Here is a 14,510-nt window from a genome sequence, read left to right as displayed (position 1 = left end):
CTGTCCAACTGCGGCACGTAAACAAGGGGAGCGCCAACGGGGGATCAGTACACCTTTCGGCAAGGCGGCCGACCAGTCGGCAGCTCTAAATTGAGGGCAAATGAAGTGAAATAAGCCAAGCAATAAATACAACATGCTGATTAAGGAGGAACCCCGGAAATATCGTATATTACAGCGATGCGAAATAAGCGCACCGCGTATTGACCGGGCAGCTAGTGCAAAGAGGTGTTCGGGCTTTGCAAATAATTGCTGCGAAGTCGAGTACTGCCCAATTCGCGGATTGGACATCACCGCGCCGTACGAACCAGTGCGAAGCTGCCTGAAGCCATGGATCGTATCGAATATCTGCGAGCCGTCGAGGTCGAAGGAAGCGCTCAATTACACGGGCCATATTTACATCTAATAGGGGAGTTCGCTGCTGGTGTTGAAAGGATAATATCGCGTTGGAGACATATTGCCCAACTGCGGGAATGTCGCGGTGCAAACGGGGATCCGTCGGAAAGAGGCCGTTTGTCTTAGCTGCGTACCGTGCCAAACCCAGCAACGAAACCGCCCGGCGACGCCAAAGGCCGAGCGGCTTTAAGAAGGTCTCGAGTTCTTCAGGGCGGGCGTCGGCGAGCGCCTCCCACGACGGAAACCGGGCGAAGAACTCGGCGTAGAATCGTCCAACGGCATTCGCGGTGGTACGCTGTAGAAGCACCTCTACAGCGATTTTCTCATAAGTGGTCGCGGCCGGCAGTCGCCAAGGAAAATGTCGGCCGTCTGTGCCCGCCCAGCGGACGAGATCCCCTGCGAGCCGGGTTAACTGACGTTTTTCCGCCGGCAGCAGTGGGTCAGCGAAGGTCATAAGATTGCGATGGCGGAAACAGTGCACCGAAGTCTCGCGGTTCTATCTTGAAAAGATATCCGTGGTCTCTCGCCCGTGCGTCTTGGTGAGAAAGTGTGTAGTCCAAGGTAATTACGCCTGCCTCAACGAGCGTGGCGAGGTTACCCGTCATCGGCGCCTTCGTATGCTCGACCTCCACATAATGAAACTGTTCTCTTGCACCTGTCTCACGACAAAGCGCATGCACCCAAAATGTTTCGTGGTGTTTGGCTGCAAGGTCGCGTTTTAAAACATCGAGCTCCCAAGTGACATCGTGAACTGGTCGCTCGTTGGCATCATCTTGATATACTTGGCGAAGCCAGTCATTCCCGGCATCTATGTCCAGGCTAAGCCCGCGAGAGTTTACCGAGGTCGCGCGCATAGTATGGTATAGTTGCATTCGACCGTCGACGGAGTAACCTCGTTTATGTAAGAGAGCCATGGCGCTACCAATTGGGCTTAGCTTCCAGTTCGGCACCTTGGAAAAGAGGGTGGAACGGCTTCCCCTCCCGCTAGAGCGTCGACGCTTGGCCTTCAGCTCAATGCCCTTGAAGTCAGGTGCGCGCCGAGAGTTGGCCGAAATCCCCAGTAGGCTCTCTAAGGTCATCCCCACACCGGTGTCACCCGGCCGCAGCGTGTCGACGAACCCTTTATCGGAAATCTCGCGAAGAAGTCCAAGGAGCTCAACTACAATAGGAGATGTTTTTCTTTTACGGTCAACAATCGTCCGGAAGGGAGACGACGAATCTTCCAGTGATGCACGAACGTTATCGTCGCTCATGTTAAGAATGTAGAGCTGCCCATCTTGGATGGTCAGCGCTAATAAGTTAAAAGCCGCGACGTACCGTTTCGTTGCCGGGCCAAGCCAGATTCGTGGGTCTCCTGACTTCGTAATCGGTCTATATAAAGAAACAGTGGTCCTCTCTAGTCCGCTGGAAGAGACAAAACTAGCGGACTGGAGCACCTTACCATCGCCACCCTGCGATTGTTCAGAGTAGTTGTGGTAACTCTTATCGAGAAAGTAATCCCGAACGGCGCCAGTCGCGTCCATGATAGACTTTTGAAGGCCGTTCGCTGTCGGCACGAGTAGCGCGGCGTCGATTTCGTGGCGCGCGAGTAGCGCTAACGCGGTCGCCACGGGGAAGTCGCTTTTAGCGAGCATGTTCTAGCGCGTCCTCGAGCACACGCTTAAAATGCTTCCCAACTCGTTCCGCGAGGCCCACCGGGACTGCGTTGCCAATCTGAGTGTACTTTGGAACTTCACGTTCAAAATTTCCCTCACGCGGGTTTCCTGCTCGGCGGATGCCTCCCGTCGTGCGCTTGCCCTCAAATCTGTACCAATCTGGAAAGAGTTGCAATCGCGCCCACTCCCGTACCGTCAGGATACGGGGCTGCGAGAAATGGACATAGTCGTCTGGCATAGATGTAGCGGTGATTGATGGGCCGCGATTGCCCCAGCGTCGTGGTAGAACACGTTGCGAAAACTTTTTCGTTTGGGCTTCGCTAGGAATGTCGCCGTTGTTGGCAAGCATATGGGCAAATTTCGCCACGATGCGCGGAGCGTGCCGCGAATATTCCTGTTCGGTCAATTCGCCTCGGCGTCCTTCATGGGCCGGAGCTTCAACACGCATTGCCTCTTGTTCCTTAGTGGAAGGAAGCTTGGGGTATTCTGTTGTAGCAAAACGACCAGCTGGATAATTTCCCTTTTTTAGTATTTTAGCGGCTTGAGGGTCAACTAAGTCGCCGAGTAAATCGATAAGGTCAGGGCATTCAGAAGGTTCTCCACGGGGCAAGAAACCACACTTCACTGCGTCCTCGCTGTCGATCGACGGGTCAAGGATTTCGCTGGCCTCAACGATGTCTTTTCGAACTCCCACCAGTAATACTCGGGGACGGTTCTGCGGGACCCCGTAATCCTTAGCCAAGACCAGCGACCAACGTACGTCGTAGCCCGGGATGCGCCGGAATTCGGCCAACACGTCGGGCCAAATCCTTTCATCACCTTCTCGAGTCCAACGCGAGTTCAGCAATCCCCGCACGTTCTCGAAAAGGAAAATACGTGGACGAACTCGGCGAATGATTTGAGCCATTCGAGCATACAGCTGGTTTGATGGTAAGTCTTTCTTGTCGACAGAGTACGACCTGCGGTGTCCTAGTCCAGAAAAACCTTGGCAAGGCGGCCCGCCTGCTAATAAATCTAAATTGCTCCCCCCGCCGGTAGAGAGAACTGGGGGCTGGTCAAAGGTAAGGCCTATTTCCTGCAAGTCAGATACCATCTGTTCTAACCGCTCGCCTTGCAATTCCTGAGCATCGTTGCAGCGGAGGTTTTCCTGCTGCGCAAAGGGCTTGTCGCCGACCAGATGGTGCCGGTTGGCAAGGTAGGTCGCCATGGCGTGCTCGTTCAGCTCGTTGACGAAGACAGGCGTGAAGCCGGCGTTCTCCATGCCGAGCGATAGGCCGCCGCAGCCTGCAAAAAGGTCGACCATGGAGAGATTTGGGGGGGTTCGAGACATAGCGCACGAAGAGTCGAAGTGACGCCCGCTTGTCAACTCGAATGGCTACCTCGGTGGGCTAAGACCTGCTAATTTTCAGCCTCCGGGCGCTCGTATAGGCCCGGGCAACCGCATGCCTCGCTCACGTCTTGACATCCTTCCGCATCCGGACCCTCGATGCCGAGTTTACCTCGCGATCTCCACGAAGTCCGGGTGACGTCCGGCGACATCAAGAAACACGCGTGCGGGTTCGCTTTCGAGATCTGCGAGGGAAATGACCAGTGTGTCTATGGGGCGGGTAAGCGCGATCATCAGCCAACGCCAAGTGGAAGAGGTCGCCGCGCGGGCAGGATCCGACATGGCGGATGGCGTAGCGCCGGTAGAGATTAGCTGACCTCGCTTCTGAGACCATGCCTCGTCAACGCGCTCTAGGACCGTGGTCCATCCCTCGAGGCCTCGTGCGGACTCATACTGGAGGACCCGGAGTTGCTCGAGCGATCGTGGGAAGTCGCGTCGGACCACACTGTCCGTGCCGTCCCAAGTCTCATAACCCATGGTTTCAAAGGCCATCGCGAGCTGGCTTCGTCGAGTTCCGTTTACGCTTGTCACATCGGCTGGCGGTACACAGTGAAGGAAGTCGATCGGCGCATTCTTGGCGGCCCGCGCTTCGTTGATCAATCGCTCCACGAGCGCGGGGTTATCGGCATAGCTTCCTTTCAAAACAATCACCCGCCCCCCCCCGGCCTCGTCGTTCGGCTCTACTTCCCAGTTCAGCCCCGCAGCGCGTGCGATGTCATTTGCAAAGATCCCTAGGTTGCGCTTCATCCTCAAGCACCGGGAAAGCGACCGGTCCTCCCGCGGCATGTCACGCGCTGGGCCCCGGTTCCAGTCGGTCGGCGCCCCTCTAAGCAGCTGATCGCGCCCATCGGCGAGGGCAATTTTCTCCGGCCCGTAGATCGTAGCCAGTAGCTCAGCCTCCACTTGCGGCCAGTCCTGCGCCTCGTCCACCAGCACGACATCGAAATCGAACGCGTCCGGGTCGGTTAGTTGAACGGCATCGATATCATTTCGCGACAGGGCCCCCTCGCCCAGCAACTCTAGGCACTCCTTGCACTGGCGCGCATAATTTTCCCGGGACCATTCGGGCAGCTTCTCGAGCCCGAGCTTCGACATCCAGGACGAGAGGAATGACACGGCAGGACGAACCTCGATGCCGCCCCCGTCCGAGGTCGACGGTACACCGAGGAGAGCCAGCAAGCGACTGATGTCCGCTGCCAACGCGAGGTTGTAAGTGAGCACGAGGCAACGACGACCATGCCGCTGGTAAGCCTCGTGCGCAGCTTGCAACATGAGCACGGTCTTGCCGGTACCCCCGTGGCCCCGGACATGGACGCGCTTGTTTCCAAGCAGAGCGGCCAGGCGCACCGCCTCATCTCGCCGTGACGCCAACCTGTCCATTCGTATTCTGTCTAGGCGCGATGGAACGATCGAGCGAAAGAGCGGCGCGTCCAAGGCCTTGCGAACGATCGCCTTATCGCCAGAGGACAAGTAATAGCCCTCGCGGCCCCGGCGAATCCCGTTGACCCCAGCCATTGCCGCTAACACGTCGCCCGCTTTGAACCCGTGCGCGACGGCACCCGCTTCTGGCCTAGCGACCCCGCCAGCGCTTGGCAGCGCATCGATCCCGTCTAGCACTAAGCAACGAAAAACCCACGTATCGAGGTGTTGGTCTCGAAAATACTGACCGAGCGAATAAAGCTGCTTGTCATTCTGTTCCGTCGCGCTTTTCCAGCCCTCCTTGTAACGAACGCTTACCTCGTCGCCACTAACAGACACACCGCCCGAGTCCTGAGATTTAACTTCGATGGCGCAGATGAAACCATGGACTCGTGCCTTCGCACCCATAGCGCCCCGCCCGTCGCTATCCTTTATCGGCTTGCGAATGACGAAGTAGCGGGCCCGATTAAACTGTGCTCCAACGACGATATCGACGTCACTGACCGGGTACCCGGCCAAGCGCGCATTAGCCTTGATATGCACGATTTCCTCGTCGGCCGGGCTAGTGTCCAAACCCGGCCACTGCTCGACGAAGCGATCGCGAAGCGCTAGGGCGACGGCGTATTCGCGTGAGCCCTCGATCCCTGATACCTCGATCATGCCTGCAGCCTCAACAAGTAGGTTGCTGGGCGAGCTGCGAAGTCACGAACGTCAACGAAGCTCATTTGCGCTCCTTGGCCGTGAGCGGAACGGAAAAGATCGAGAGCGGCGATTTGAGCAGGTTGGAGAAGACCCTCAACTACGTGCCAGAGTGGGTGAGAAAGGATAAGCCCCTTACCACCCACGCTGATTGCCACCATTCCGCCCATCAGCTCCACGCTGGCGTTCACACCGGACTGGCCCGCGAGACCCATGAATGCCTTCACGGGCCCATCGTCGACACCCCTGAGCCAGCGCGACGTGTCCAGCGGAATGCCTAATGCGACCTCTGCAAGGTCTAGTGCAAGCCGCCAGTCTAGGAGACCATGGGAAAAGCGGTTGCCATAATTGCGCAGGCAATCGGGGCACGACCGGTCACAGCTGTCAGCGTGCGAAAAACTAAGCCAGCTCTGTTTGACGCTAGCATAATGCTTGCCAAGCCAGTCTGCCAAGCTCGCCGGCTCCGACGCCATGCGCGCATAGCCCGCGCCGTTTTCTAGCGCATCTGCGAGAAAGATTTGTTCAGTTCGCGTCCCTTCGACTGACAAGACTTGGCGACCCACACGGAACTCGTCGGGCGACACGTCGAGTTCGAACGCTACTGCCTGCTTCATGAACTCCGCGAATGACGCGAGTGCGGGCCGCGCCGAATGTTGCTCAGTGACATCGATGATGCCGTTACGACCTATGCCGGTAGCGCCATGGAAATAGCAGCTTAGGACATCGGTCGTGAAAACTGCCCCGATCGCGCCCCTCGCAAAGGTCTCGGTCGGCATGTTTTTAGGTACAAGTGGATCGCGGTACGTCGCGTCCCGAACGACGACCTTGGACGGCTCCTCGCGGATGAACTCATAGAGCTTGCCCTCGTTGTCGTTGATGATCGCTATAGCGTCTTTTTTGAACGCGAGCCTCAATGGGCCACACGCACTGTCCTCCGTGTAAGCCGGTTCAAACGACAGGACTGGCGGCGGCAGCGCGGGGCCTCGGCTCCTTCGACCATCGTAGTCGCGGGCATGCCAGTGCGCCATGAAGCCCCGGGGCTGGTAAACCCTGAAATCAAGGCTCTCGTTTCCGCAGACTGCGCAAGTTGTCGCTGTTCCAAAAGCGATAGACCCGCAGTCTGGCTCTATACAGCGCGTGTATCCCAAGCTGACACCGAGCGGGCCTTCCTCGTTGTAGGTGCCGCTGTGACCATCGCGCTTCACGACGAAACCACACGCCGTGAAAAGTTGCTTGTCTTTCGGGATCTCGGCTCCAGGGGAGAACGCCCAGATGGCATGATCGAGCGGTCGATCACTAAGGGCGGAACTCTCGGCGTTCTTGCCTGCCTTGTCCCAAAAAATGGAACGGACGTTGGTCGGAAATCCAAACATCGGCAATAGCCCAGCGACGGCAAGACGGTGACTCAGGTCGTCTTGGACATAACGACCGTCGGAGACGGTAGCGTCGATACGCGAGACGAGTTCCTCACGCAGGTACCGCTCCACGGCCGGCGCGAAATCGTCTGAATTAGGAGCGAAGACGACCAGACGATTAACAACGTCGCGAGGCGCCGGGCTATTGGCTAACCACGCCGCCACATCGTCCCTGTACGTGTCTTTCCAGTCATTTGCCGCTCCGAACGGACCGTGTACGCTATCAAATCCGGGAACGGGCGGCGTGGGAAGCGCGAGAAAAGCCCGTCGGAGCGCCTCCGACGCTGCAACGCGCTGAATGATCTCGACGCGAGAGAGATCGAGCTTTGGTTGCGGTGGGACATCGCCGGTAATCCGCTCCGGATGGTTAAAGTAGTAGTCATCGTGAGCAGCACCTCGAGACACTGTAATCGCGTATGAAAATGCCTGCCCTGCGCGTCCCGCACGCCCGACCCGCTGTTGGTAGTTGAACCGCTGTGGCGGCATGTTGGCCATCATGACAAGCTTTAGTGAGCCGATGTCCACGCCGACTTCCATGGTCGTGGTCACTGACAACACGTCAATTCCGTGTGTCTGCTCGCTCTCGTCTCCCACGAATGCCTGCCCCTTGAAAAGGCGCTGACGCAAACGTTGCTCCGATAGGGGCTTGGTTTGCCCAGTAAGTTCCTTGGTAGTAAGCCGGTGTGGTTGATCAAGAGCGGCCCATGAATAGTAGTCCTCCCCGGTATCATTGACCGGTTCGAATGAGGTGGATTGGCAATAGTCTGTCGTGCAAACCGGCACTGGAAATATCATTCCGACACGAGAGCAATTTGAGCATCGCTGTGCTCCCGTTTCTGGAGCTGGTCGTAACTCAATCTTCGAGCTGGCGTAGTTATCGGTATTGAGAAGCCAGTTCTCATTGATTGCGCCTAATTCGCGAAGGCGATCATAGACGGCAGTCTGGAGCTCCATAGCCGATCGCTGAAGCCGCGCCGCAGCCTTCTCGATGTACGTCCTCGCGTTCGGCGGCGCATTCACCGATGTGCGGCTCTTCCCGCTGCCCGTGAAGAGCTTTGAATAGCCCAAGGTACGGACCACGTTTGCCACAATGCCGTCCGCGTGTGAGCGAGGCATGCCAAGGGCACTGGAATGGTCGCCCGATACGCCGATGTACCCAAGGCCCATCGATTCAAGGTCCCGGCCAGCCCTATCAAAAAGGGACGTTGCGACGTGGGCGCCACAATGCTGCGTATAATAGTCGAGCCCGGGCTTTTTTGCATCGACCGATAGCTCGTCCCACGACGCGCCTGCCGGTCGATCGAAATAGCGCCACCACTTCGCTCCATTGTAGAAATCGACGCTCTGGGCGGTACCGGCAGGATTGATGCCGCTCCGCGCCATCCGGTCACGGATGCTGGTGACAACCAGCGACAAGCTTTTCCCAGGCGCCGAAGCGAGCGTATCGAGGCGAGAAAGCAACGCAATTTCCCTGTCCTCTGCCATGTCGGCCATGGTTAACCGTGCAGCCTGCCATACACCGGGGCAAGCTGCCTCGGCAGCGTCACGTTGGCGTGCCTGTTCAGCGTTAAGGCCCGCGCCCACCGCCCTTGCCAGCTCGACGAGCTGCTCGCCGCTGGGCAGGTCGCCCACTTGAATTTCTGACTGAACCATTTGTCTCGCTAAATCGCGAAAATGATACAGTTCGAGACCTGCGGCTAAGTCGGCAGCGTCGTCTCGGCTGTCAGTAAACGCGATCATCTTCTCGGGCTTGCCGTCGTCGCTGATGGCGACCGCCGACCTGTCCGCGACTAGCTGCGTCGTAGCGTTCAAACCGGTCCGCAAGCCGCGAATTGGCGTCTCAACGGATCCAGAGTAAAAACGCTCGAGTGCTTGTCCGTTAAAATACTTCTTGTCACTGCTGCACCGTGGGCAACATTCGGGCAAACCCGCAACCCCGGAGTCTCTCGGGGCGACGTAGATTACGCCTGTTTGGTCTTCCTCGCCCGACGCGGGCCTGATAAGTCCGACGCGGGGATCAAGATGCCCTGCAGCGAACGAAAACGTGTACGTCTTATTGTCTTCACCTGCGCCCTGATGGGTCCACTTAGTATTCCCCTGCTGCAACTGACCGCCCGGCCAGTACCAGCGAAACTCCCTATTAGAGCGCTCGAAGACCATGCCCGGGGGAACAGCCGTCGAGCCGGGCCGGGTTGGTTCGAGGAAAGCCACGCCATCGCTGTCCCAGTCATGTCCGGGTGGCGGTGGCACCACGAAACCGCCAAGGAATGCCTCGCCGCAGTCGTAACAATATAAGAGCTCAAGCACTTGGCCACCGCACTGGCATTTCATTGCCGGTGTTTTGAAAAGGCGACCGATCTTGCGACTGGGTGATGTCTCCTCGGTGGGCACCTCTGTACAACAAGGATTGGAACAGGCCCAAATACCTTGGACCTGGCGCATAAATGCGTGCGACCGGAATGTCGGCTTCGGCGCTTCAAAGCTACCGTTGGGTTCGGCCTTACATGCGGCAAGGAACACGTCGAGAGCCCCCTCCGGCGCGTTCTCACCGAGAAGCGTAGCTGCCAACCGGTGCATTGCCACGGGCCGAACGACCCCGTCGCTGCCCTTACCGGCCACTCGGCAGGCCGCGGCCAAGGCTTCGCGTGGCGAAATCGAGGTACAGATATCGGCAACCGCTTTTTGTCGGTCATCGATGTTGCTACCGAGCAAGGCCTCTGCTCTCTCCATGAAGGGCGCGGTATCCACTGGCAGCGGCGCATCGAACTGAAGCGGTTTCCCCGGCAAGACTACGAATTTTGCGCGGTCGACGCCGAAAAACTGTTGAAGATATTCTTTGCCTGCCTCTCCCTCAAGCGAAGCGCTCGTACCAATGCACCGAAGCTTAGGGGAGCTAGCGTCCAACCCAAGACGGTCAAGCAGGTTCCGAACGACTAGCGCTACCTCGGTGCCCTGCGTGCCCCGGTAGGAATGCAACTCGTCGACCACGAGCGTAAAAACGGCGTCGTCTTCTCGGCGCAACCAGTCCCTCGTTTGTTCAAAAATGGGGGCTTCGAGCTGACGCATCAACATGATGTTCAACATGCTGGTATTCGTGATCAGGATGTCGGGCGCACTGGCGATCATGTCCCAGCGGGTAAGCATTTCTCCGCAAGTAGGATCGGAGAACTGCGCCACGGCTTCCAGTACGTCGCTGTCTGGTTCCCCGGCCGCCTCGAGTGCGGAACGCAGCTTTTGCGCTTCGCGGGCCAGGTCCCGGACTTGCTGGCCAACCTTATTGACGCGATCGCGGTCAGCCGACTTGAGTACGGGCGGGGGCAGCCGAGTGCCGCCAAGCGTCGCGCCGGTGTAGCGACCGAAATAAAATAATGGTACGCCGCGCCCATCAACAGCCCGCATCGCGGCCAATCGCAATCGGGCCACCTGATCTTCCACCAGCGCGTTGGTCGGGTAAAGGATCATCGCTCGAACAGCCGGGGTTACCGGCGATCTGGAATCTGATCGCAAGTGAGACCATCGCTTATCGGTCTTCTCCAACGCTTTTTCCCACCACCTTGTAACGGGTTCCCCCCTCGAGCGGCCGATGCGCTCTGCGAGTATTTGACCGATAAGCGGTAAAAGAAAACTCTCAGTTTTCCCTGAGCCCGTTCCCGACGTGACAACAACGTTTGAACGACCTTCGCTGTCTCCCTTCAATGCGTATTCCAACGCTTGAGCCTGATGCTCGCGTAGGTTGATATCGTTACGCCCGAAGATGATCGTGCCCAGCTGAGCGGCAGCGTTGGCAGGTAAGCCTGCACGCAGTGCAACGTCGACTGCTGGCTCGACGGACGGGTAGACTGGAACGGCTTCAAGAAGGGGATCCTGTGCCATGACCCCCGGCTCGTTTAACAAACGCCTTCTCTCCGCCATGATGCCGGGATCACGCATCCAGAACGCGGTATCATAATAGCGCCGGTAAGCCTCGACGACGTAGTCATTCACGGTACGCGGATTAGCAATTTTCACGGTGTAACGTCTCCGAGGTACATAATTTCAAGAACAGCGGCAGCCACTTCGGGCGTGACTTCGTGGAAGCGGGAGAGGCCATCGGCAATTGTGGGGAGGCGTCCCGAAGACAAGACCAATGCTCGCCCGAGCAAGCCAACTGGTTCGCAACCAAGACGGGAAACGAATACCCTCTCAATGGGGTCATACGCGTGCAGACGTACGCCCAATGACCTTGCCGCAGCGAGCTTAACCAGCTCGTGAGGACCGGAGTACGAATTTCCTGATCCGTCCACGACGCAGTACGTTGTGCCAGCATGCGCAAAACGATAACCGCCCGGCTCTTGAAGCGTTTCGACACTTCTCCACTTCGCTTTCACAGGATCGAACCGCTGCAACTGTTCCGGCTTGCCGGGGGTAATAACGGCGAAAGTGGAGCTTAGGTCGGCAAAACTAGAGCAGGCCGATAAAATCCGGTCAGGTACTGCTGCAGATATCTCGAGCGTCCTACCGTGGGGATCCCGGATGTGACCAAGAACTTGGGCCGCCAACTCGTAAGGAAAGTCCGAAACGCGCACCAGCTCCGGTTGCCCCGGGAGGACAATCTTCTCGAAAACGGCCTCGATATCGATTGCCACCTCCGCTAGCTGCTTAAGGAGCTCGAGATTACGAAAGCCCGCGAGAAACGCCGTATCGTTGCCGTTGAACACGAGCGCAGGCGGAGCAACGCTCCAGCGTTTAGGCCTGTGGTTCGAGCTTACTGCAACGTCTATGTGACCGAGCCAGTTAAGGTCGCGCAACATGGCAGCCGCGCGCCACTCGTCCACTTCTGATTGCGAGACGATTGTCTCGGTCGATGCGGCCGTCCCGTGACCAAGGAAGCATAAGGCATCCATCCACAAGTCGAACGGGAGGGCACCGCCTTGCTCCTTCGTCGAAGTGGTGGGTCGCGCCCTGTGCGATAAGGCGGACAACGCGTTTCCTGAGTGGCCGGCCACGGGTCGCCGAGTTTCTAGTCGAGATATACCGCAACCAAGGCATGCCGCGCTCACGGGAGCGTATTTTGGGGTCCCCGGTGGCAGGTACTCGTATTGCCAGCGATGGGATCCTCTGATTGTACATGGAAGCGCTTTTAGCTCGTCTCGGGACATGTCCGCGATCGATGGCGCAGTTTCATTCGCCTCAATGTACTCGACTTGGAGTTGAAGAGGCTCGTTGTCCGGAAGCTGAATCACCCCGAGCTCGGTGAATTCCTTCAACCAGGATACGTCTCCGGGGTACACGCCTGTCTCGGCGCAGATTGCACCGCGAACTATACCACCTTCGTCGCCAAGCTCTACTGCGTCGGCGATGCTGTTGTACGCGAGCTCACCGCGTTCCTGCCGATCTAATGGTCGCGGTCTCGCTGCAGATCGCAATAGGAGGTTTGCAGAACCAACGAGGGTTTGCCCTGCCCGGGCCTCGACGTAAAGCGCGCCGTCGGTCGGGACACACATGTTCGCCAGTTCCAACGTAGATTGGTCGTCGAGCGGTCCTGATGAGCAAAGCGGTACACCGTCACTAGATGTGCCGTCCCAAACAGAAATGTTGGCTTCATTCTCATCAGCGTCACAATGCGCGATCGGTGGGGACCAAGCGTGCCAAATTCCACGTGATAGTTTTAAGCCGCCCGAAAGAACGAGGCCGCTACTCTCGGCAACAGGGACAAGAGCGAGCTCGAACCCAAGCGCGCCTTGTACAGCGCGAAGCACCTGTACGCTCTCGTAGAGCAACCAACCTGCCGGCAATCCCGCGATGGTGTCACGGGAGTGGATTCTGTACCCCGGCAGCGCTGCCTCGCCGAGCAGTTGGTCGACGGCCTGCTTTATGGGCCTGTCGGCGCGAACGAGCACAAGGTGCTCTACCCCGACGGTGACCCGGTTTACCTCGGTCCAATAATTCCCCTTTGCTGATCGGCTTAACGGCACCACCGTCCGAGGGTTCCAGCGTAGGCTGCCTCCCGAGGGGTCCTCGATGACCAAGCCCCGCGTTAACGCCAAAACTAGGTCGATCGATGACTTTGGTTCGACCGTAGCAAAATTTCCGAAGTTTGAGTTCGAGAGCTGGACCGGTTTCCCTGCCCCCTGCTTTACGACCAACCCCGCCAGATCGATCTCCGCCTCTCGACCCACCCATAGCGTCACGGCGCGCGAGAACAGGTCCTTTCGGAAGCTGGCAGCCAACGATAGGCGCTGATCGAGATTGCTACGGGATTCGCTATCCTTGTCCGACCAGTCCCTCACCTCCTCAACCGCGATCTCGCAGATCCGACTTCTCAACTCGGGCTTTGCCCAAGCGGCTTTTAACTGCTGCGTTGGCTTTGAAGTCGTAATCCAGCTCGCGATGTATTGCGCGATCTCCTCTTCGGTAATCGTGTCAGTGCCCGTGAATCCATACTTGTCAAACATGTCGTGGAAGCGCAGGCGGTCGGCTTCTCGCACGATCGCTTGCGACATCGCGATGCCAACGTATTTGTTAGTGTTGACCGCGCGCGCAGTCGGGCGCCCAAAGCGAAAATCATTGTCAACGAGCCACTTATTAAAGACCGTCCAAAAAATCTCTGTGCTTTTCCCGTTCGATCGAAGGCGCTCGATATCACATCCCGTCAGGGAAGCGAGGCGCTGATAATAGTTGCTCGCACGGAAGTCAGAGTCGGACACCATTAACTCGGCCGCGTGCGATAACAGGTACAGTAGCCCAGTGAACGGCGGGAGCGTTTTACGACCACAAGCTCGCCACAAAAGCATGTCGTCGTGGAAACCGGCGTAAGGATCTCCAGACTTACGTAGCCTCTTGCTAACAGCGGCGCAACAAACCTCGTCGACGTCGTCGACGTCACAATCAAGCGACCGTGCGACTGTAGTCCGAGCCCTGTTATCCAAAACTAAATATAGAGATCTAGCGTCATAGCGACCCGAAAGGAGGGCCTTGGCCAGAGCAGTGTTTACATCGGCGTACATTACTTCCCCGTCTGCCCACATTCTTCGAACAGGCGGTTAACGATGTCCAGCCCGTCCGCCATAAACCAGCCCGTTTTCGGGGAATGGTCCATTTCTAGTGTGACTGAGGCAAGCTGTGCTCCTCGACCGGGGGCAGGCCGTCCCATCTCCCGCCAAAGCTAATCGACCTAAAAAACTGCGATGCATCGCTTGGGCCGGTGACGGTTTCGATCGACAGATCGGCTTGATCGCTTCGTCCGCAAGCCATTCCAGCTGAAATAACTCTGCTTTCCAGTTTAGCTCAAGCGTGTTTTTGGCAACCGATCCGACGCGGGGGATCCGACTACGGAATAATGTTTGACGCCCAGACATTACCGTTCCGGCACGCATTCACGCTTACTCCCTGGGTCCAAAGGCCGCCTTAAAGGAACTCAGAACGATGGTCTCTCCGGGAAATACCCGGGGCCAAGCGTGCGAAGTAGGCCGAGCTTTGGGGAAGTCGCGTAGCGATTCGGCACTACGATCACTTTCTGACGCTATTCCCCCTCGACACGTTAATATGTCTTTTCTTGGGTAA

General features: G+C 57.7%; 6 protein-coding genes. All 6 read right to left on the bottom strand.

Annotated features, from left to right (window positions below; all coding sequences use genetic code 11):
* Nucleotides 1-169: 169 nt before the first annotated feature.
* Nucleotides 170-847 carry an HhH-GPD family protein gene (locus C8J26_RS06960; protein WP_107957282.1) on the bottom strand — a complete coding sequence of 226 codons (678 nt, stop codon included), beginning with the start codon at nt 845-847 and terminating at the stop codon, nt 170-172.
* On the bottom strand, nt 834-2,027 hold the full coding sequence (locus C8J26_RS06955; protein WP_107957281.1) for an MvaI/BcnI family restriction endonuclease: 1,194 nt from the start codon (nt 2,025-2,027) through the stop codon (nt 834-836). The genes C8J26_RS06960 and C8J26_RS06955 overlap by 14 nt, the downstream gene beginning before the upstream one ends.
* The gene (locus tag C8J26_RS06950) at nt 2,017-3,351 is read right to left on the bottom strand and encodes a DNA cytosine methyltransferase (protein ID WP_244185203.1); all 1,335 of its coding nucleotides are present in this window, start codon (nt 3,349-3,351) and stop codon (nt 2,017-2,019) included. Before C8J26_RS06950 ends, C8J26_RS06955 begins: the two co-directional genes overlap by 11 nt.
* A 192-nt stretch (nt 3,352-3,543) precedes the next feature.
* Entirely contained in the window at nt 3,544-5,514 is a 1,971-nt protein-coding gene (locus C8J26_RS06945) for a DEAD/DEAH box helicase (protein ID WP_107957279.1), read from the bottom strand.
* Complete coding sequence (locus tag C8J26_RS06940) at nt 5,511-10,976, bottom strand: DEAD/DEAH box helicase (RefSeq protein ID WP_244185202.1); 5,466 nt, start codon at nt 10,974-10,976, stop codon at nt 5,511-5,513. The genes C8J26_RS06945 and C8J26_RS06940 overlap by 4 nt, the downstream gene beginning before the upstream one ends.
* Nucleotides 10,973-13,954: a hypothetical protein gene (locus C8J26_RS06935; protein WP_146168788.1), complete on the bottom strand. Its 2,982-nt coding sequence runs from the start codon at nt 13,952-13,954 to the stop codon at nt 10,973-10,975. Before C8J26_RS06935 ends, C8J26_RS06940 begins: the two co-directional genes overlap by 4 nt.
* Between the last annotated feature and the right edge of the window lie 556 nt (nt 13,955-14,510).

It is taken from the genome of Sphingomonas aurantiaca, from assembly GCF_003050705.1.
Lineage (GTDB): Bacteria > Pseudomonadota > Alphaproteobacteria > Sphingomonadales > Sphingomonadaceae > Sphingomonas > Sphingomonas aurantiaca.
The sequence above is the reverse complement of the archived record's forward strand: the minus strand, read 5'-3'. Positions and strand labels throughout refer to the sequence as shown.

Coding starts and splice junctions, on each gene's coding strand:
- C8J26_RS06960 (WP_107957282.1), bottom strand. CDS start 847: ATGACCTTCGCTGACCCACTGCTGCCGGCGGAAAAACGTCAGTTAACC.
- C8J26_RS06955 (WP_107957281.1), bottom strand. CDS start 2,027: ATGCTCGCTAAAAGCGACTTCCCCGTGGCGACCGCGTTAGCGCTACTC.
- C8J26_RS06950 (WP_244185203.1), bottom strand. CDS start 3,351: ATGGTCGACCTTTTTGCAGGCTGCGGCGGCCTATCGCTCGGCATGGAG.
- C8J26_RS06945 (WP_107957279.1), bottom strand. CDS start 5,514: ATGATCGAGGTATCAGGGATCGAGGGCTCACGCGAATACGCCGTCGCC.
- C8J26_RS06935 (WP_146168788.1), bottom strand. CDS start 13,954: ATGTACGCCGATGTAAACACTGCTCTGGCCAAGGCCCTCCTTTCGGGT.